The 19,036-nt window shown below is 72.5% G+C and carries 21 protein-coding genes; 14 read left to right on the top strand and 7 right to left on the bottom strand.

From position 1 onward, the window contains the following. The first annotated feature begins 82 nt into the window (after window positions 1-82). Window positions 83-1,351 (top strand): glycosyltransferase, encoded by a 1,269-nt coding sequence (locus tag ACFY29_RS15650; protein WP_386986397.1) that lies wholly within the window; start codon window positions 83-85, stop codon window positions 1,349-1,351. 163 nt (window positions 1,352-1,514) lie between these two features. Here the strand turns inward: ACFY29_RS15650 and ACFY29_RS15655 are convergent, their stop codons facing one another. The 5 genes from ACFY29_RS15655 to ACFY29_RS15675 form a co-directional block, all read right to left on the bottom strand. Next, window positions 1,515-2,237, bottom strand: a complete 723-nt coding sequence (locus ACFY29_RS15655; protein WP_386986400.1) for a CDP-alcohol phosphatidyltransferase family protein — start codon at window positions 2,235-2,237, stop codon at window positions 1,515-1,517. Further along, complete coding sequence (locus ACFY29_RS15660; RefSeq protein WP_355613803.1) at window positions 2,212-3,279, bottom strand: iron-containing alcohol dehydrogenase family protein; 1,068 nt, start codon at window positions 3,277-3,279, stop codon at window positions 2,212-2,214. Before ACFY29_RS15660 ends, ACFY29_RS15655 begins: the two co-directional genes overlap by 26 nt. Then, the gene (locus ACFY29_RS15665; protein WP_355613801.1) at window positions 3,267-3,998 is read right to left on the bottom strand and encodes a phosphocholine cytidylyltransferase family protein; all 732 of its coding nucleotides are present in this window, start codon (window positions 3,996-3,998) and stop codon (window positions 3,267-3,269) included. Before ACFY29_RS15665 ends, ACFY29_RS15660 begins: the two co-directional genes overlap by 13 nt. Before the next feature lie 79 nt (window positions 3,999-4,077). Beyond that, window positions 4,078-4,845 carry a hypothetical protein gene (locus tag ACFY29_RS15670; RefSeq protein ID WP_386986405.1) on the bottom strand — a complete coding sequence of 256 codons (768 nt, stop codon included), beginning with the start codon at window positions 4,843-4,845 and terminating at the stop codon, window positions 4,078-4,080. After that, window positions 4,842-5,291 (bottom strand): NUDIX hydrolase, encoded by a 450-nt coding sequence (locus ACFY29_RS15675; RefSeq protein ID WP_386986408.1) that lies wholly within the window; start codon window positions 5,289-5,291, stop codon window positions 4,842-4,844. The genes ACFY29_RS15670 and ACFY29_RS15675 overlap by 4 nt, the downstream gene beginning before the upstream one ends. A 114-nt stretch (window positions 5,292-5,405) precedes the next feature. Between ACFY29_RS15675 and ACFY29_RS15680 the strand changes: the two genes are divergently transcribed. The 4 genes from ACFY29_RS15680 (at window position 5,406) to corA (ending at window position 9,024) form a co-directional block, all read left to right on the top strand. Continuing rightward, entirely contained in the window at window positions 5,406-5,798 is a 393-nt protein-coding gene (locus tag ACFY29_RS15680; RefSeq protein WP_355613796.1) for a CBS domain-containing protein, read from the top strand. A 101-nt stretch (window positions 5,799-5,899) separates the two neighbouring features. After that, window positions 5,900-6,358, top strand: a complete 459-nt coding sequence (locus ACFY29_RS15685; RefSeq protein ID WP_328421807.1) for an ester cyclase — start codon at window positions 5,900-5,902, stop codon at window positions 6,356-6,358. Between the two features lie 106 nt (window positions 6,359-6,464). Beyond that, a complete protein-coding gene (locus ACFY29_RS15690; RefSeq protein WP_328421805.1) occupies window positions 6,465-7,559 on the top strand; it encodes a PLP-dependent aminotransferase family protein in 1,095 nt (364 codons plus the stop codon). A 319-nt stretch (window positions 7,560-7,878) separates the two neighbouring features. Then, on the top strand, window positions 7,879-9,024 hold the full coding sequence (gene corA / locus ACFY29_RS15695) for a magnesium/cobalt transporter CorA (RefSeq protein ID WP_355613792.1): 1,146 nt from the start codon (window positions 7,879-7,881) through the stop codon (window positions 9,022-9,024). Between the two features lie 98 nt (window positions 9,025-9,122). On the opposite strand, the gene ACFY29_RS15700 is transcribed toward corA, so the two are convergent. Next, window positions 9,123-9,893 carry a hypothetical protein gene (locus ACFY29_RS15700; RefSeq protein WP_386986413.1) on the bottom strand — a complete coding sequence of 257 codons (771 nt, stop codon included), beginning with the start codon at window positions 9,891-9,893 and terminating at the stop codon, window positions 9,123-9,125. Between the two features lie 84 nt (window positions 9,894-9,977). Here ACFY29_RS15700 and ACFY29_RS15705 point away from each other — a divergent pair, with 84 nt between their 5' ends. Together ACFY29_RS15705 and ACFY29_RS15710 are read left to right on the top strand one after the other, a co-directional pair. Beyond that, entirely contained in the window at window positions 9,978-10,508 is a 531-nt protein-coding gene (locus tag ACFY29_RS15705; RefSeq protein WP_386986416.1) for a peptidylprolyl isomerase, read from the top strand. Window positions 10,509-10,608: 100 nt separating this feature from the next. Further along, entirely contained in the window at window positions 10,609-11,523 is a 915-nt protein-coding gene (locus tag ACFY29_RS15710; RefSeq protein WP_355613788.1) for a rhomboid family intramembrane serine protease, read from the top strand. Between the two features lie 29 nt (window positions 11,524-11,552). Here the strand turns inward: ACFY29_RS15710 and ACFY29_RS15715 are convergent, their stop codons facing one another. Continuing rightward, window positions 11,553-11,981, bottom strand: a complete 429-nt coding sequence (locus ACFY29_RS15715) for a PH domain-containing protein (RefSeq protein ID WP_386986420.1) — start codon at window positions 11,979-11,981, stop codon at window positions 11,553-11,555. A 145-nt stretch (window positions 11,982-12,126) separates the two neighbouring features. Here ACFY29_RS15715 and ACFY29_RS15720 point away from each other — a divergent pair, with 145 nt between their 5' ends. The 7 genes from ACFY29_RS15720 (at window position 12,127) to ACFY29_RS15750 (ending at window position 19,005) form a co-directional block, all read left to right on the top strand. Further along, complete coding sequence (locus tag ACFY29_RS15720) at window positions 12,127-13,299, top strand: acetyl-CoA C-acyltransferase (protein WP_328421793.1); 1,173 nt, start codon at window positions 12,127-12,129, stop codon at window positions 13,297-13,299. 71 nt (window positions 13,300-13,370) lie between these two features. After that, window positions 13,371-14,372: an aminoglycoside phosphotransferase family protein gene (locus ACFY29_RS15725; RefSeq protein WP_386986424.1), complete on the top strand. Its 1,002-nt coding sequence runs from the start codon at window positions 13,371-13,373 to the stop codon at window positions 14,370-14,372. A gap of 117 nt (window positions 14,373-14,489) precedes the next feature. Next, a complete protein-coding gene (locus ACFY29_RS15730) occupies window positions 14,490-15,422 on the top strand; it encodes a DUF1906 domain-containing protein (RefSeq protein ID WP_386986427.1) in 933 nt (310 codons plus the stop codon). A gap of 144 nt (window positions 15,423-15,566) precedes the next feature. Beyond that, window positions 15,567-16,079, top strand: a complete 513-nt coding sequence (locus tag ACFY29_RS15735; RefSeq protein ID WP_355613809.1) for a hypothetical protein — start codon at window positions 15,567-15,569, stop codon at window positions 16,077-16,079. A 103-nt stretch (window positions 16,080-16,182) separates the two neighbouring features. After that, window positions 16,183-16,875 (top strand): response regulator transcription factor, encoded by a 693-nt coding sequence (locus ACFY29_RS15740; protein WP_328421787.1) that lies wholly within the window; start codon window positions 16,183-16,185, stop codon window positions 16,873-16,875. Further along, entirely contained in the window at window positions 16,868-18,352 is a 1,485-nt protein-coding gene (locus ACFY29_RS15745; RefSeq protein WP_386986430.1) for a sensor histidine kinase, read from the top strand. Before ACFY29_RS15740 ends, ACFY29_RS15745 begins: the two co-directional genes overlap by 8 nt. Before the next feature lie 56 nt (window positions 18,353-18,408). After that, window positions 18,409-19,005, top strand: coding sequence for a hypothetical protein (locus tag ACFY29_RS15750; protein ID WP_386986432.1), 597 nt, complete (start codon window positions 18,409-18,411; stop codon window positions 19,003-19,005). Window positions 19,006-19,036: the final 31 nt, after the last annotated feature.

Genomic DNA, 19,036 nt, shown 5'->3' on the forward strand with positions numbered 1-19,036 from the left:
TGCCACGAGCGCGAGGAGTGAGCTTGCGAGCCCCGCAGTCGCGAGCAGGAGCCGGCATGACTGCGAACGAAAGGCGAGCTCTGTGAGAATCGTGGTGGCGCACAACCGGTACCGGGAAGCCCAGCCCTCCGGCGAGAACACGATCGTCGACTCGGAGATCGCTCAGCTCACCGCTGCCGGCGTCGAGGTGCTGCCGTTCATCCGCAGCTCGGACGAGATCCCGTCGATGTCGAAGGCGGCCAAGGCGCTGCTGCCGATCTCGCCGATCTGGGCTCCGCGAGCCCAGCACGACCTGAGTCGGCTGCTCACCGAGCACCGGCCGGACGCGCTGCACCTGCACAACCCGTACCCCCTGCTCTCGCCCTGGGTGGTGCGGACCGCGCACCGGCACGGCGTGCCGGTGGTACAGACGGTGCACAACTACCGGCAGGTCTGCTCCTCGGGGATCTATTTCCGGGATGGCGTGATCTGCCAGGACTGCAAGGGTCGGGCGTTGGGCGTACCGGCGATCAAGCACCGCTGCTACCGCGACTCGGCGGCGCAGAGCGCGCTGATGGCGACCACCCTGGCCGTGCACCGGGGCACCTGGCGGTCGGTGGACCGGTACATCGCGCTCACCACGGCGATCGCCGACCACCTGCGCGAATACGGCATTCCGGACGAGCGGATCGTGGTGAAGCCGAACGCCGTGCCGGACCCGGGTCGGCCGGCGCCACTCGGCGACGGCTTCCTCTACATGGCTCGGCTGAGCCCCGAGAAGGGCGTCGACCTGCTGTTGGATGCCTGGCGTCGGCACCCGGTGGGCGCACTGGGCACCCTGCGGGTGGCCGGGGACGGCGAGCTGCGCCCGCTGGTGGAGGCAGCCGCCGCCGAGCGACCCGACGTGGTCTACCTGGGTCAGCTCGACCGGGCCGGGGTACGGGCGGCGGTCGAGGCGAGCGCGGTGGTGATCGCCGCCTCGATGTGGCACGACGTGCTGCCGACCGTGATCATCGAGGCGTTCGCCAGCGGGCGGCCGGTGCTCGGCACCGCGTTGGGCGGCATTCCGTACCTGGTCGGGGCGGATGCCCCGCACGAGCCCTCCGGCACCGGGCCGGCCGAGATCGCCTCCGCCGTCGCCGGGGGTGGCGGGTCGCCGATGCCGGCCGGAATCGGCCTGGGCGAGGCCGGCTGGGTGGTGGCCCCGGAGGCGGCCGCGCTGGCCGCCGCTCTCCCGGTGGCCAGGGCAGGTGCCGCCGGGCTAGCCCCGGCCGCCCGCGCCCGCTACGAGCGGACCTTCCACCCCGACGTGGTCACCAAGCAGCTCATCGACATCTACGCGGGCATGGCCCGCACCGCGCACCGCCCCTGACCCCGACCCGCCGCCCGCCGCCGGGCCCGGCAAGATCGCGCTCAATCATGGGAAGAGTGGCCTCGGAGCGGCCGGAGGCCCCTATTTCCTGGATCGAGCATGATCTTGCCGAGGCGCTCGCGCCATGGCGGCGTGCGGGGCGGGGGGTGGGTGGGGGTGGGGGTCAGCGCAGGGAGGCGCGGGCGGAGAAGGCGATGCTGGCGAGCAGGAAGCCGCCGTTCACGATGGTGAACGCGATGATCACCCAGAGGACCAGCGCGGGGGCCACGGCCAGCACCAGGGCGGCCACGAAGATCACCGCACCGTAGTCGCGGACCAGCTTCACCAGGCGGACCGGCAGCGAGGTCGAGGTGACCATGCTGGCCGCGTTCGGGCCGGACTGCATCACCGAGGTGACCAGGTTGACCATCCAGGTCCCGGCGAAGGTCGCCACCAGCCAGGTGGGGGTCGACGGCTCCTGCGCCACCGCGGTGGCGGCGAGCGCGGCCACCAGGGCGATCTGCGCGGCCACGTCGCAGAGCACGTCGATCCTGGCGCCGGCTGCGCTGCCCTGGCCGGTCACCCGGGCCAGTTGCCCGTCCGCGCAGTCCAGCGCGTACGCCACCTGCCAGCCGACCAGGGCGAGCAGGCCGACCACCCAGGCCGGTACGTCGCCGTCGGCGACCGGACCGGCGAGCGCCACCACGGTGACCGAGGTGGCCAGCCCGAGCACCAGGTTGGTGAGGGTCAGCGCGGTCGGGCGCAGGCCGAGTCGCTGGGCGACCAGCGCGAAGACGGCCCCCAACCACTGGCTGATCGACTCACTGAACAGGCCGCCTCCCCGGTTCACCCGGTGGAAGTCGGCGACGGTGGGACGGGGGTCAGCCAAGCTGGTCGCGGATTGCACCGGCGTAGTCTGCCAGCCGCTCCCGCGTCTCGGTAGGCGACAGCGCCAGGTGTTCGAGGATGGTGTACCGATCCGGTCGGGTGCGCGGGGCGAACTGCACCGCCTCGATGAACTGGTCGTCGGTGAGCCCCAGATCGCCGGGAACGGTGGCCAGGCCGTGCCGGTGCAGGCAACGGGCTAGTTGACCGAACCGCTCCGGGTCCCCGCGGAGGAAGGTGCAGAAGAGCGCGCCGAGCCCGACCTGCTCGCCGTGCGAGCCGGTGCCGGGATAGAGCCGGTCGATGGCGTGGGAGATCTCGTGGTCGCCGCCGCTGGCCGGGCGGGTCGACCCGCACACCGAACTGGCGATCCCGCCGAGGATCAACGCCTCCGCCAGCGTGGTGAGGAACGCGTCGTCCGTGATCTTGCCGGGGTGGTTGATCAACGCCTCGGCGCCGGTCCGCGCCAGCGTAATGGCGAGGCCGTCGATCGGCTCGCCGCGGACCTCGTGCGCCAACTCCCAGTCCGCGCAGGCGCTCACGTTGCTGACCGCGTCGCCGATCCCCGCCTGGGTCTGACTGTCCGGGCCGTTCTCCACGAAGTCCAGGTCGACGATCACCGCGATCGGGATGTGCACCCCGTAGGAACCCTTGCCGCCCTCATGATCGAGTGAGGCGGTGGGCGAGGCGATGCCGTCGTTGGCCAGGCTGGTCGCCACGGTCACCATCGGCATGCCGTACCGGGTGGCGGCGTACTTGGCGGTGTCGATGGTCTTCCCGCCGCCGATGCCGATCACCGCGTCGTACGAGCGGGCCCGGAGCCGGTCACCGAGCTCGTTCGCGGCGTCGATGGTGCCGCCGACGACGGTGAAGACGTCGGCCGACCCGAGGCTGGGCCGGCACAGCTCGACGATCTTCTCGCCCTGACCGGGACCGACCACCACCGCCACGTCGCCGCCAGCGGAGATCCTCCGGTCGGCCAACAGCGGCCCCAGGTCAGCCACCGCACCCCGCCGGACCTCGATCAGCAGCGGAGTGTTGACCGTGCGGGCTAGTAGCGGCACGCGATCTCCCGCGCGCGGGCCAGGTCGGCGTGGTTGTCGACCTCCACCCAGGGGACGTCGCCGATCGGCGCCGCCCGCACCTCCCCGCCCCGGTCGGCGAACTCCTGGTAGCCGTCCTCGTAGTAGAGGTTCGGGTCGCGCCGCCAGGTGGTCTCCAGCGCGTCGGCGAGCGCGTCGGCGACCTGCGGCTCGATCAGCGTGGCACCGATGTACTCCCCGTACGCCTCGCCCGGGTCCATGATCTTGGTGATCCGGGTGAGCTGGCCGGCGGCGTCGAAGATGGTCTTCATCTCCTCCTCGGCCAGCGGCTTGAGGGTGTCCACCGCGAGCAGGATGCCGGGCCCGCGCTCGGCGAGCAGGGTCTTCTCCACGCTCACCGGGTGCACGGTGTCCCCGTTGACCAGCAGCACCCCGCGAGCGAAGTACTCCCGGGCCAGCCAGAGCGAGTAGGCGTTGTTCCACTCCTCGGCCTTGTCGTTGTGGACCAGGGTGAGCGTGACCCCGTACCGCTTCTCCAGGTCGGCCTGCCGCTCGCGGACCGCGTCCGCCGCGTAGCCGACCACGATCACGATGTCGGTGAGCCCGACCTCGGCCAGGTTGCCCAGCGCGATGTCCAGGATCGTCGTCTCGCCGTCCACCGGCACCAACGCCTTGGGCAGCGTGTCGGTGTACGGGCGCAGCCGGCGCCCGGCCCCGGCTGCGAGCACCATCCCGATCATCCCGACATCCTCCCTCGTCCTGCTCCCCGTCACCGGTGGAGGATAGCCCCGGGTGGTCGCGCCGCTCCGGCCAACCGGGTCAGCCGGGGAACGCCGCCAGGTCGGCGAGCATGGTCAGCCGCTCCTCCGCACCGAGCGCGGCGTACGGGCCGGCCGCCCGTCGGTCGGTCTCCAGCTCGATGGCGAGCCGCTCGGGGCCGGTCGGCAGGGCGGCGATGCTCGACGCGGTGTGCCCGGCGGCAGCCCAGGCGGCGGCGTGCGCGTCGGCCCGGTGGTATCGCAGCGTGCCGAGCCGGTTGAGCAGCAGCACGCCCGACGGAGTGCCGTCCGGCTCGTACGGGGGCGCCATCGCGGCGAAGGCCGACCCGCCCCGGTTCCCCTCCTCGTCGGCCAGCACCAGGGCGTACGACAGCAGCCGGCCGAGCGCCGCCACCAGCCGTGGCACCCGCTCGTCGTGCCCAGCCCACAGCTCCTCGGTGACCTCGGCGTGCACCTGGTACAGCTCGGTGAGGAAGGCCGTACCCCGCTCGGTGGCGGAGAGCGCGCCGTCCGGGCCGCGGTGGAGCATCCCGTGCGCCACCTGTTTGTCCACGGTCCGCTGGCAGGTGACCGGGTCGTGGTACCGGGTGATCGCCGCGAACCCCGGCCCGTCGACCGTGCCACCGGGTGCGGCCAGCCGGGTGCGCAGGTCGACCAGGAAGCCGGTCGCCGCCACTCCGCCGTACCGCTGGCTCAGCTCGGCGCCGCCACCGTCGCGGCCGGCCAGCATTCCGGCGCGGAAGACCCGGTCCACAGCCGGGGCGAGCAGCCCGGCGAACCGGTGCGGCGCCAGGTCGACGGTGTTCACAGACCGATCGACCGCAGGACGGCGAAGCCCTCCTCCGCGATCCGCCGGATCAGCCCGTCGTTGACGTCGCGGTTCTCGTCCAGCACGGTCACCTCGCGCTCGGCCAGCCAGCGGTACTCGGTGTGCTTGCCAGCCTCCAGCGTCGGGTGGTCGAGGTCGCCGTCCACCCGGACCAGGAAGTCGTATTCGATCCGGGCCAGGCCGTCGTCGCCGACGTAGTGGTACTCACCCACCTGACCGAGAACGTGCGACAGGATCCAGCCGGTCTCCTCGGTGATCTCCCGGCGGAGCGCCTCGTCGATCTCCTCACCCGGTTCGAGATGGCCACCGACGATGTCCCAACAGTTGGGAAAGAGGCGTCGGTGCGGCGATCGGCGCTGAAAGAAGATGCGGCCGTCATGGTCGACGATCAGCGCGCCGGCGCAGCGCAGGGGGTCGGTGGACACCGTTCGACAGTAGCGAGCGTTCCGGCGTCGCGACGATGCCCGGTCTTGTCCAGGAAACATCCACGGACCACCATGTCGGTACCGGATGCCACCGTCCCAAAGGGGTGATGCGTGATGCAGGTACGGGAAGCGATGTCCAGCCAGGTCCTCGTCGTCGGTCCGGAGCACACGCTCCGCCAGGCGGCGCGGATGATGTCGGCCCGCGGTATCGGGTCGGCGGTCGTGATCGATCCGGACTCCGAGGGGATCGGGATCATGACCGAACGCGACGTGTTGAAGGCCATCGGCGCCGGCCTGGACTGCGACGTGGAACGCACCGGCGCCCATCTGACCTGGGACGTCGTCTACGCCGGGCCGGAGTGGACGGTAGCCGAGGCGGCCGCCGCGATGGCCCGGGGCGGGTTCCGGCACCTGGTGGTGCTGGACGGCCGCGAGGTGGCCGGCGTGATCTCCGTCCGGGACATCATGCGGGTCTGGGCGGAAAGCACGGTGGTCGCCACGACCTGACTGGGCATGCCGGAATCCGGCGCGCAGGTGTGCCCGGTCCGATCGACGGGTAGGGATCCCTTGCGGGCGCGGAGACGCCGTGGCCCGTGGGGGAGGGCCTGATGCGCGACGCGGAGTTCCTGGTCGAGCAGCAGTACGCCATGCTCCTGCGGCGGGACGTTGCCCGGCTGCCGGATCTCTATGCCCCGGAGGCGTTCTACGCCATGCCGGGTGTAACGGTCCGCCCGATCGAGCTGCCCGCGCTGCTGCGGACCTGGACCGGCGCCTTCCCGGACCTGCGGGTCGACCCGCTGGGCGCGGTGCGCACCGGCGGGGGCGCGGCCATTGAGCTGCGCCTGACCGGCACCCAGACCGGCACGCTGCACACGCCGTTCGGCACCGTCGCACCCACCGGGCGCATGGTGAGCTGGGAGGTGGCCGACGTGGTTCGGGCCCGCCGGGGGCGGATCGTCGCCTGGCGGTCCTACTTCGACTGGAGTCAGCTCCTCGACGCGCTCGGCGTGCAGCTGGAGGGACTTTCCCGGGCGGCGCAGCACGACTCGCTCGCCCTTCCGGTCTGATCTGTCGCCGTCCGGTGGAGTCGGGTCACCCGACCCGGTGGCTCAGGATGCGGACATCGCCGTGCCGTCCGCGCGCCCCCCGTCGCCGCCCGTACGCTCAACATCCATGACCGCCGAGCAGCTGATCTCCTTCGCCCGTGGGGCTCCCTCGCTGGACATCGTCGATGTCGAGGGGCTCAAGGCCGCCGCCGTCCGCGCCTTCGACGCCGACCCAGCCGGGATTACGGCCTACGGCACCTCCGTCGGCTATGTACCACTGCGGAAGTGGATCGCCGAGAAGCACGGGGTCGCGGCCGACCAGGTGCTGGTCACCAACGGGTCGCTCCAGGCCGACGCGTTCCTCTTCGACCACCTGGTCCGCCCCGGCGACGCGGTCGTGGTGGAGCGCCCGACGTACGACCGGACGCTGCTCAACCTCCAGCGGATGGGCAGTGAGCTGCACGCCGTCCCGGTCCAGCCGGACGGCCTGGACACCGCTGAGCTGCGCAAGCTGCTGGAGTCCGGGGTTCGGCCCCGGCTCGCGCACATCATCCCGAACTACCAGAACCCGGCCGGCGTGACGCTCTCCCTGGAGAAGCGTCGGGAGTTGCTCGACCTGGCCGCCGAGTACGGGTTCATCATCTTCGAGGACGACCCGTACGCGGACATCCGGTTCCGTGGCGAGGCGCTGCCGTCGATGCTCTCGCTGGACACCCGCAACGTGGTGGTGCACGCGTCGAGTTTCACCAAGACGGTCTGCCCGGGCGTGCGGGTCGGGTACCTGGTCGGCTCGTCGGACCTGATCGCGGACATCGCCAGGAACGCGACCAGCCTCTACATCTCGCCCGGCATGGTGTCCCAGGCGATCGTGCACCAATTCTGTGTCTCCGGTGAGATCGACCGCTCGATCGAGACCGTCCGGGCGGCGCTGGGTGAGAGAGCCCAGGTGCTCGCCGAGTCGCTGCGCCGGCACCTGCCGCAGGCTCGGTTCGTGGAGCCCGACGGCGGCTACTTCCTCTGGGTGGAGTTCCCGGAGGACGTGCTGGTCGACCGGCTCGCCCCAGCGGCGGCCGAGCGCGGGGTCGCCGTGGTCAAGGGCAGCGACTTCGTGTTGGACGGTGGGCAGCACGCCCTGCGGCTGGCCTTCTCGGCGGTGACCGCCGATCGGATCGACGAGGGTGTCCGCCGGCTGGCGGCGGCCGTAGAGGCCGTCCGCAGCTGATTTCTGTCGGATCCCCGACAAAACGACGATGCCGGCCGTTCCGGGACTCCCGTCCGGGCGGCCGGCGGCTCACAATGCTGCGAGCGTCACTCAGGTGCAGCGGAGATCACCGCCCGTTGCTGGCCACCCCCGCTGACCCGGATGACGCGTGCAGCACAACCCCCGCCCCCACCGGCGCCGGGTGGGCCGTGTCGTCCCCGCACCCCCCGATGCGGCCCGGCCCGCCCGGCGCCACCCCCCATGCGACCGCCGTCACCCGTGCTCTCCGCGGCAACCGGCGTAGCCTGCAAGCCGCAGCTGAGCGCGGGGAGGTGACGCGATGACGGATCGGGAAGAGCGGGGCCGAGCGCCGTTGAACACCGGCCGGGTGCTACGACCCCGGGCGTGGCCGTCTCCGGTCCGGGCGATGACCCGGATCCTCAACGCCGACGGCTCGCCGCCCGTGCCCAGCCCCACCGGCAGCGGTCGTAGCGGCGTGGTCGACTGCGCGCTCTACATCGACGGCAAGCGGCAACCCGGCGACTGGACGTACGCGGATGCCCTGGCCGCGGCGCGCCGCGAGGAGCACGGCTTCGTCTGGATCGGGCTGCACCAGCCCGAGCTGTCCGAGATGACCGCCATCGCGGAGACCTACGGTCTGCACGAGCTTGCCGTCGAGGACGCGGTGAAGGCCGAGCAGCGCCCCAAGCTGGAGCGGTTCGGCGACGTCAGCTTCCTGGTGCTGCGCACCGCCCGGTACTGCGAGCACGCTGAGCTGACCGAGAACTCCGAGGTCGTGGAGACCGGCCAGGTGATGCTCTTCATCGGCCCGCACTTCCTGATCAGCGTCCGGCACGGGGACGCCTGCCGGCTCTCCCCGGTCCGTGCCGACCTGGAGACCAAGCAGGAGTTGCTGCTCCACGGCCCGTGGGCGGTGGCGTACGGGGTGACCGACCGGGTGGTCGACCTCTACCTGGAGGTCGCCGACCAGCTCGAGGACGACCTGGACGTGCTGGAGGCCGAGGTCTTCGACCGCAACGGCAGGGGCCGGATCCAGCGGATCTACCAGATGAAGCGCGAACTGGTGGAGTTCAAGCGGGCGGTGGGCCCGCTGCAGCGACCGCTGATGACCCTGACTTCCCAGGTCAACCGGGACGTGCCCAAGGAGATCCGGCGCTACTTCCGGGACGTGCAGGATCACCTGAGCCGCACGGTCGAGCAGGTCAACTCGTATGACGACCTGCTGAACTCGATCCTGCAGGCGCGACTGGCGCAGGTCACCGTCGACCAGAACAACGACATGCGCAAGATCGCCGCCTGGGCCGGCATCGCCGCGGTGTGGACCGCCATCGCCGGGATATACGGGATGAACTTCGACAACATGCCCGAGCTGAAGATGACGTACGGCTATCCCGTCGTACTCGCCCTCATGCTCGGCGTCTCCCTGGCCCTCTACCGCTGGTTCCGCCGCAACGGCTGGCTCTGACCGGCCGGCCCGGCGGCGCCGGACCACCCCCGGACGCGGAAGCGCCGGCGGTGCGGGGTGCTCCCCGCCTCGCCGGCGCTTTTCCCTGACCGTTGCGGTCAGCGGCGCCCGTTGGTGCGGGCGGTGTCCTTGCCCAGCGCCTTGGTGAGGTCGTCGGCCGGGCGCCCGGAGACGTCCTTGGCACCCTCGGCGACGGCGGGGACCTTGTCGGTCGGCCGGACGCTGCCCGGCTTGGCCGCCCCGGTGGTGCTGGCGCTGCCGCTGCCGGCCACGGCCGAACTGCTGGCGCCGGTCATCCCGGCCATGGTGGAACCGTCGGTCCCCTTGGTGCCGGCCGACGGGGTCTGCACCTCGATCGAGCCCACCTCGTCGCGCATCGGCTCCAGGGTGCGCGCCGGGTCGTACTCGGCCCACTCCTGCTGCTCCCGACGGCGGCGCAGGGCGACCGCGCCGGCCAGGCCGGCGATGGCACCTGCTGCCAGCAGGCCGGTCATCATGGAGCCGCGACGGCGCGGCTGCTTCTTCTTGCCGGTAATCCGCATGTTCTTCGACCTGGCCTTCCTGGTCATCGGCCCTGCCTGCGCGGCGCCGTCACGGGCCGCCGCGGCCAGCGGTGCCAGCGTGGTGAGTGTGGTCCCCCAGCCGGTCGACGCGCGGTCGCGCACCTTCGCCGCGGCCGGCCCGACGTAGCCCCGGGCCACCTGGACGCGCGGTCCGACCGTCGCGCCAGCGCCCCTCGCGGCGTGGTTGGCTGCCTGCACCAGGTGGCCGATGCTCTGGTTCAGCTCGGCCTTGGCCAGCTGCCCCTGGGACTTACGCCGCCCGATTCCAAACACGGTCCTACCTCCTGGGAGTTGTTCCTTCGTCATCCTCCACCTTCGGATGCCTCCGCGATGCCAGATCGGGCACATGGGAGGATCCGCATGGAACTGACCAACGAGTGAGGAGTACCCGTGGCCGAGGCTGTCTACGCCACCTTGCACACCAACGCTGGCCCGATCCGGCTGGAGCTCTTCCCGAACCACGCTCCGAAGACGGTCCGCAACTTCATCGACCTGGCCGAGGGCAACCGGGAGTACACCGACCCGCGCACCGGTCAGCCGGGCAGCGGTCCGTACTACGACGGGACCATCTCGCACCGGGTGATCAGCGGTTTCATGGTCCAGATGGGCGACCCGACCGGCACCGGCCGGGGTGGACCGGGCTACAAGTTTGCCGACGAGTTCCACCCGGAGCTGCGCTTCGACCGGCCGTACCTGCTGGCGATGGCGAACGCCGGACCGGGCACCAACGGTTCGCAGTTCTTCATCACCGTGTCCCCGACGCCGCACCTCAACAACCGGCACACCATCTTCGGCCAGGTCGCCGACGAGGAGTCGGTGAAGGTCGTCGACTCGATCGCGAGCACCCCGACCGGCCCGAGCGACCGTCCGCTTCAGGACGTCGTCATCGAGCGGGTCGAGATCGAGCGGTCTGCTGCCTGATCGGCCGGCGAGGTACCTTTGCTCGCATGATTGAGCGCTCCGGAGCACCCCACCGGCTGGCGCCGGTGGACCGCGCGGTGGCAGACGGAGGGTTGGCCCGGTGAGCGAGTCGCCGCCGACCGCCCCGGTCTGCTACCGGCACCCCGGCCGGGAGACCTACATCCGGTGCACCCGCTGCGACCGGCCGATCTGCCCGGACTGCATGCGGGAGGCGTCCGTCGGGCACCAGTGCCCGGAGTGCGTCAACGAGGGACGTCGCAGCGTCCGGCCGGCGCGTACCGCCTTCGGTGGCGGTGCCGCCGGCCGGCACGGCTACGTCACCAAGGCGCTGATCGCGCTGAACGTGCTGCTCATGCTGCTCTCCATCGCCTCCGACCGGGGTGGGGACGCGGCGGTGGGCGGCTCCGGCTTCGGCGGCCTGATGGGCGGCAGCACGCCGCTGACCAACTGGGGTTCGGTGCTCGGGCTGGCGGTCTTCCCCGACGGCACGCTCGGTGGGGTCGCCGATGGCCAGTGGTACCGCCTGGTCACCGCGATGTTCCTGCACTACGGCGTGATCCACCTGCTACTCAACATGTGGGCTCTGTGGGTGCTCGGCCGGTCGCTGGAGGCCAATCTCGGGCCGCTGCGCTTCGGCGCGCTCTACCTGATCGCGGGCCTCGGCGGTAACGTCGCCGCCTACCTGTTCAGCGCCCAGAACTCGGCCACCGCCGGCGCGTCCACCGCCGTCTTCGGCCTCTTCGCCGCGCTGATCATCATCGAGCGCAAGATGGGCCGGGACATCTCCCAGGTGATCCCGATCCTGGTGATCAACCTGGTGTTCACGTTGACCGTGCCGGGCATCTCGATCCCCGGGCACCTGGGTGGCCTGGTGGTCGGTGGGGCGATGGCCCTGGTGCTCGCGTACGCACCGCGTGGCCGACGCACCTTGGTGCAGGCCGGCGGCGGCGCGGTCATCCTGCTGATCCTGCTCGGTCTGGTCCTGTTCCGGACCGCGCAACTGCTCGCCGGCTGACCGCTCGGGTCAGCCGCCGCGCCGGGCGGTCACGTCGGCCGGGCGGCCTGGAGCGCCTCGGCCACGTCGTCCGGGGCGGCCCCCAGGTCGTACCGGCTGAACAGGTGCAGCGACTCCCCGGCGTCGATCTCCAGATGTTCGGTGGTCAGCCCGAGCCGGGGTCGGCGGTCCACGGTGATCCGCTCGACCGTGGCCCAGGGCAGCAGGCGACGGCCGGCGAAGCCCTGGGTGACGACCACGCCGGCCGGGTCGACCGCGAGTCGGACCGGCGCCAGCAGGTCGCGCAGTGCCCAGCCGGCCAGCCCGGCGGCGACCAGCCCGATCACCGTCAGCTGCACCGGGTCGCCCTCGGCGAAGAGCAGGCCGAGCGCCACGAGCACGACCGCGCCGGCCAGTTTCGCCAGCGGCACGTTCGTCGGCACCCGCCACTGCCGGATCAGGGGAGCTTCGGCATCCATCCGATCAGCATGCCAGCGTCGACCGCTGGGACCGCGTCGGCCCGGGCCGCCGAGTCGGCACGGACGGGGCGGACGGGACCGGGGAGGGACGGCCGGTCCACGGACGACGTAGGATCGGGGCAGCCCAGGTTACCGGGGAGTAAACATGAGTGACGCGGTCATCGTCGGCGCGGTACGCACCCCGGTCGGTCGGCGCAAGGGCAGCCTCGCCGGTGTCCACCCGGTCGACCTCTCGGCGCACGTGCTGCGCGCCCTCGCCGAGCGCACCGGCCTCGACCCGACGCAGGTCGACGACGTCTTCTGGGGCTGTGTCTCCCAGGTCGGCGAGCAGTCGTGGAACATCGCCCGCAACGGCGTGCTCGCCGCCGGCTGGCCCGAGACGGTCCCCGGCACCACGCTGGACCGGCAGTGCGGCTCCAGCCAGCAGGCGCTGCACTTCGCCGCCGCGACGGTCCTCTCCGGCCAGGCCGATCTGGTGGTCGCTGGCGGGGTGGAGTCGATGACCCGGGTGCCGATGGGCTCCAGCGTGGCGGGCGGCATGCCGTTCAGCGACCAGCTCCGGGACCGCTACCGAGGCGTGGAGGGCTTCGCCGACGACGCGCCGCTGCCGTTCAACCAGGGGGTCGGGGCCGAGCTGATCGCCCGCCGGTGGCGCTTCTCGCGTACCCAGCTGGACGAGTTCGCGCTGGCCAGCCACGAGAAGGCAGCCGCCGCGCAGGACGCTGGCGCCTTCGACCCGGAGCTGGCGCCGGTGCCGCTCGGTGACGGCGGCAAGTTCGCCGCCGACGAGGGCATCCGCCGGGACACCTCCCTGGAAAAGCTCGGCGAGCTGGCCACCCCGTTCCGTGCCGACGGGGTGGTGACCGCCGGGTCCGCGTCCCAGATCTCCGACGGCGCCGCGGCGCTCGCGGTCACCACCGGCGAGTGGGCCAGCCGGCACGGCCTGCGCCCGCTGGCCCGGATCCACACCGCCGTGGTCGCCGCCGACGACCCGGTCACCATGCTCACCGCGCCGATCCCAGCGACCGCGAAGGCGCTGCGCCGCGCGGGGCTGGGCATTGAGGAGATCGGGGTGTACGAGGTGAACGAGGCGTTCGCCCCGGTGCCGCTGGCCTGGCTGGCGGAGACCGAGGCGGACCCGGAGCGGCTCAACCCGCGCGGCGGGGCTATCGCCCTCGGTCATCCGCTCGGTGGCTCCGGCGCCCGGATCATGACCACGATGCTCCAGCACATGCGGGACAACGGGATCCGCTACGGCCTGCAGACCATGTGCGAGGGCGGCGGCATGGCCAACGCCACCATCGTCGAGCTGCTCTGACACCCGCTCCCGGGAAGGCTTCCGGGAAAACGTCTCGCCGCGGTCCGGCTGGGCCGCCTAGGGTGCGCACCGTGACGACGACAGCCGACAAGCACGCGCCCGACTGGTCCGGCGAGCAGTGGCAGGTGCGGGCGCGGTCCTGGGTCGACGGGCAGCTGAGCCGGGCCGACCGGCGGGTGACCGGTCCGGTGGAGCCTCGGCTGCGGCCGTGGTCGCTGGTCTGGCGGGTGCCCACCGACGGCGGGCCGGTCTGGTTCAAGGCCAACAACCCGGGTACGGCGCACGAGGCGGTCCTGATCGCGGAGCTGGCCCGGCTGGCGCCCGAGCGGGTGCTGGCGCCGATCGCGGTGGACCCCGACCAGGGCTGGTCGCTGCTGCCGGACGGCGGAGAGTCGCTGCGCGACGTGCTGGGCCGGGACCGGGACCTGGCGCACTGGGAGCGGGCGCTGCCCGGGTATGCGGCGCTTCAACTGGCCACCGTGCCCCGGGCCGACGAGCTGATCGCGCTCGGCGTTCCGGATCACCGCCCCGAGGTCCTGCCGGGGCTGCTCGCCGAGCTGCTCGACGATCGCGAGTCGCTGCGGATCGGCGGCGAGGGCGGGCTCAGCCGGGAGACGTACGAGCGACTGCGGGCGGAGTTGCCGGCGTACGCGGAGCGGTGTCGCCGGCTCGCCGACTTCGGCATCCCGGCCACCGTGCAGCACGACGACCTGCACGACGGCAACGTCTTCGCCGGCCCGGCCGGGTACCGCTACTTCGACTGGGGCGACGCCTCGGTGGCGCACCCGTTCGGCACGCTGCTGGTGACCCTGCGCTCCGTCCGGTACGCCACCGAACTGTCGGCCGACGACGCCCGGCTGGCCCGGCTGCGCGACGCCTATCTGGAGGCGTGGACCGACCGGTACGACCGCCGGACCCTGGTCGAGGCCGCCGGCCTCGCGGTCAGCGTGGGCGCGGTGAGCCGGTCGCTCTCCTGGCGGCGCGCCCTGGACACCCCCGACCCGGCCCGCGCCGAGTACGCCGACGCGGTCCCTGGCTGGTTGGAGGAGCTGCTGGAATCCGATCCGGTCTGAGGCTGTGCCGGCCGTCCTGGCGTCCGTTCATCCGGGTACCGCTCTGGACAGGCGGTCGGCCGAGCGGGCAGGATTTGGCGCCGGCCCGCAGACCGTCCACATCAGATCGGGAGACACGTGACCATCAGCCTTCCTCGGTTCGGCCCGCCTCGTGGCACCCACCGTGTTCTCGCCGTGCTGGCGGTCGTGGTGCTCGCCGTGGGTGCCGCGCTGACCGGCACCGCTCGACCGGCGCGGGCCGCTGCCGCCTACGACGGGCCACAGCCGGGGACCTTCACCGGGCTGGGCTTCGACACCTGCGCCGCCCCGTCGAACGCGGCCATGAAGGCGTGGCTGCAGTCGCCGTACCGAGCGGTCGGCATCTACATCGGCGGCGTCAACCGGGGCTGTGCCCAGCCCAACCTGACCCCGGGTTGGGTGGCGACCCAGCAGGCGGCGGGCTGGCGGATCTTCCCGCTCTACGTCGGCCTGCAGGCACCCTGCTCGACGTACCAGCGGAAGATCGATCCGGCCCGGGCTGCTGTTCAGGGCCGTGAGGCGGCTGACGACGCCGTCCGCAACGCCCGCAGCCTCGGTCTGTCCCTTGGCAGCACGATCACGCTCGACATGGAGCGCTACCCGGCCGGGAACGCCGCCTGCACCGAGGCGGTCAACTCCTTCGTGAGCGCGTGGACCACCCGGCTGCACGAGCAGAAGTTCTACTCCGGCTTCTACACGAATGTCGCCTCGGCGGGGTTGCCGGATCAGGTTGCGGCTTACCAGCGGCCGGGGCACGCCCGCCCTGACATGATCGACTTTGCCCGCTGGGACGGCGTCCAGACGGTGTCGGACAGCGCCCTGCCGGCGTCGTACTGGATGCCCGGCCAGCGGATGAAGCAGTACCAGGGCGACCACCACGAGACCTGGGGCGGGGTGCGGATCAACATCGACAGCAACTACCTCGATCTCCGGCAGCCGCCCCGGCTCCAGCCGAGCTGGTCGCGGTCGAGGCTCTTCCGAGAGCTGCCCAGGATTCTCCAACGGCTCAGCACGCGGCCGCCGACCCGCTGACGGAGGCCGGCAGTCCCACCTTCGGGGCGGTCGCCGTACCCGGGCCGGCCCGATGTCGGACAGCCAGTGCGACCCGGAACGTGGAAGTTCCAAAAATCAGCCGTGACCCACGTCACTCTCACCGGGGAGGTCGTTGGGCAGGTCATGGACGTCTTCTCCCGAACGTTCCTCCCGGCCGCCGCTGAGGCTGGCCTGGCCGTGCAGACCCTGAGCCGGCACATGCCGGTCTTCCGGCGCTGCGTCGGCTCCGGTGACGCCACCATCCTGGTCACCCGTTGCAGCCGCCCCGACCGCCCGGTCACCGGCGACTATCTTCTGCTGCTCACCCACCGCCGGCTGGTGGTGACCCAGCAGACCCGGCTGCTGCACCGGCTGCGTCTGCACCTCAACACCGAGCTACGCGAGCTGAGCAACGTCACCTGGAGCCCGGACCCGCGGCTGCACTCGGTCGAGTTGGCCGCCACCGCGATCGACGGGATCCGGGAGCGATTCCTGATCCATACCACCCACCCGAAGCGGGTGTGGCAGCTCGACGCACTGCTCAACCACGCCTTCCGCACCCGCCTGCGGACTCCCCGCGAGCGGATCGTCGCCACCATCGGCGACGCGGCGGCCACCGCGCGGCCCAGTGTCTTCCGCCCCGTCGTGGCGCGCTGACGCCCCGCCGGTCCCCAGGCCCGCGACGGGCCTTGCGTCGCCTTTACCGAACTCGAACACGCACCGATCGCGCTGAGCCCATCGGGTCGGCAATCATGGGCCGGTGACCGTCGAACCGCCGCACCGCGGGCTCGTCCTCGTGGTGGAGGACGAGCCGGCCATCGCTGACCTGGTCCGGCTCTACCTGACCCGCGACGGGTTCGGCGTCCACCTGGAGCGGGACGGCGAGGGCGGCTTGAGCGCCGCCCGCCGGCTGCGCCCGGTGGCCTGCGTCCTGGACATCGCCCTGCCCGGCCTGCCGGGCACCGAGGTCTGCCGCCGGTTGCGCGAGGCCGGCGACTGGACTCCGGTCATCTTCCTCACCGCACGCGACGACGAGGTGGACCGGATCGTCGGCCTGGAGTTGGGCGCCGACGACTACGTCACCAAGCCGTTCAGCCCTCGGGAGTTGGTCGCCCGGGTGCGCGCGGTGCTGCGCCGCTCGGCCGGCGGCCCGGAGGGAGCGGACCGGCCACGCGTCGTCGGCCCGGTGACCCTCGACCCGGCCCGCCGGACGGTCACCGCCGCCGGTGCCCCGGTGCAGCTCACCTCCACCGAGTTCGACCTGCTGGCTCACCTGATGGCCCGGCCCGGCCGGGTCTTCACCCGGGAGGAGCTGCTGGCCGGGGTCTGGGGGTACGCCGCACACGCCGGCACCCGCACCGTCGACGTGCACGTCGCGCAGGTACGGGCGAAGCTCGGCCCGGCCAGCGTGATCCGGACCCACCGGGGAGTGGGGTACGCGGTCGATGCCTGACCATCCCGGCCGGCAGCAGCCCGCAGCGCACCCGGAATCGCCGACAGTGGCGCTGCCGGTGGTCGACGTTCGCCCGCCGGCCGCACCTCGGCGCAGCCGGCTCGGCCGGACGCTGACCGCCCGGGCGGTCCTGGTCACCTGTGCGGTGGCACTGGTGTCCGTGCTGGTCACCGCCATCGTCGCGGTGCCGCTGGCGATCCGGGGCGCGGAGCGACGCGATCAGGAGGCGCTCGCTGCGCAGGCCCGGCTCGCCGCCGAGGTGCTGCGGACACGGCTGGACCGGGGCCGCAGCGCCGACGAGGAGCGCCTCATCCAGCAACTGCGTAACCAGGGCATCGACGCGTACCTGATCCGGCGGGGGACGGTCGACCGACCGGGCCTGCCGCCCCGGGTGGTGCAGCGGATCGAGCAGGGCCGCAACGTGTCGGTTCGCCGCCCGGTGAACGGCCGACGCGCGCTGGTCGAGGGCCGCGCGCTGCCCGGCGGCAACGGGGTGGTGCTCTCCCGCGCCTCGACGACCGGGCTGTGGCGGCAGGTGCTGCTCAGCCTCTGGTTGCCGTTGCTGGCCGGGCTCGCCGCTGGCGTGGTGGCCGGGCTGCTGCTGGCCCGACGGTTGGCCCGGCCGATCCGCGTCGCGGCCACCGCCGCCGCTCGGCTGCGCGCCGGGGACCGCGCCGTCCGGGTACCGGTCGAGTCGCCGGACGAGGTCGCCGATCTGGCCGAGGCGTTGAACGGGTTGGCCGCCGCGCTGGCCACCAGCGAGGGACGGCAGCGGGAGTTCCTGCTCTCCGTCTCGCACGAGCTGCGCACCCCGTTGACCGCGATCCGGGGGTACGCCGAGGCGCTGGCCGACGGGGTGATCGGCGCGGAGGGCACGGCCGACACCGGCCGGACGGTGCTGGCTGAGGCCCAGCACCTGGACCGGTTGATCGGCGATCTGCTGGCGCTGGCCCGGCTGGAGGCCGCCGATTTCCCGCTGGAACCGGTGCCGGTGGACCTTGCCCGGCTGGCCGTCGACGCCGAGCCGACCTGGTCGGGCCGGTGCGCGGCGGTGGGGGTGCCGTTCCGGGTGGAGACGCCGGGCGGGCCGGTGCCCGCGTACACCGATCCGGGGCGGATCCGGCAGGTGGTGGACGGGCTGCTGGAGAACGCGCTGCGGGTCGTACCCCCGGGAGCGCCGGTGGTGCTCGCGGTCCGGCCGGCCGGCGCGGACCCGGCCGCCGGCGGCGTGCTGGAGGTCCGCGACGGCGGACCCGGCTTCACCGACGACGACCTGGCGGTGGCGTTCGAGCGGGGTGCGCTGCACCAGCGGTACCGAGGGGTGCGCAAGGTGGGCAGCGGTCTGGGGCTGGCGCTGGCCGCCGGGCTGGTCCGCCGGCTCGGCGGGGAGATCGTCGCGGGGCACGCGCCGGAGGGTGGCGCGGCCTTCACGGTCCGACTGCCCGGAGATCCTTACCGGACCCGAACATCGGCCTGACGCTCCGCTCGTGGTCGCGGGGCAGGCTGAGGTCTCCACGGACGAGAGGGAGAGTCATGCCACGTTGGGGATTCGTCGCCACCACGTCGTTGCTCGCGGCGGTCGCGCTCGGTGTCAGCGGCTGCGGCGCGGCGGAGGTGGCCAGCCAACCCGCCCGGGAGGCGGCCGTCGAGGTGGCCGCGGCCATGGGTGTGGAGGGTCAGGCACTGGCCGCGATGGGCTTCGACGCCAACGACCTGGACGTGCAGACCGTCGCCGCACCGGCCACCCCGACGCCCGGCGCCTCCCCCAGTACTGCTGAGAAGGCGCGGCAGAAGCGCGGCGAGGAGTGGCGCAAGCGCCGGCAGGCCCGGGTGCTGCTGCGGAAGAACACCCTGCACGGCGAGGCGGTGGTGCAGACCAAGGAAGGCGGTACGCGCACCGTGGCCGTGCAGCGCGGCGAGGTGACCGCGATCGACGGCGACTCGATGACCGTGAAGTCCACCGACGGCTTCACCATGACCTGGACTTTCGGTGACGACCTGCGGGTCGTCGAGCGGCGCACCACGGTGCAGCCGAGCGAGGTCAAGGTCGGCACGACGCTCGGCGTTGCCGGCGCGAAGGACGGCGACAAGGGCGTGGCCCGGCTGATCCTCATCCCCCGCGCCAAGTGATGGAAGGGCCCCTTGTCAGCGCCGGGCGTTG

The organism is Micromonospora sp. NPDC000668 (genome assembly GCF_042897975.1).
Taxonomy (GTDB): domain Bacteria; phylum Actinomycetota; class Actinomycetes; order Mycobacteriales; family Micromonosporaceae; genus Micromonospora.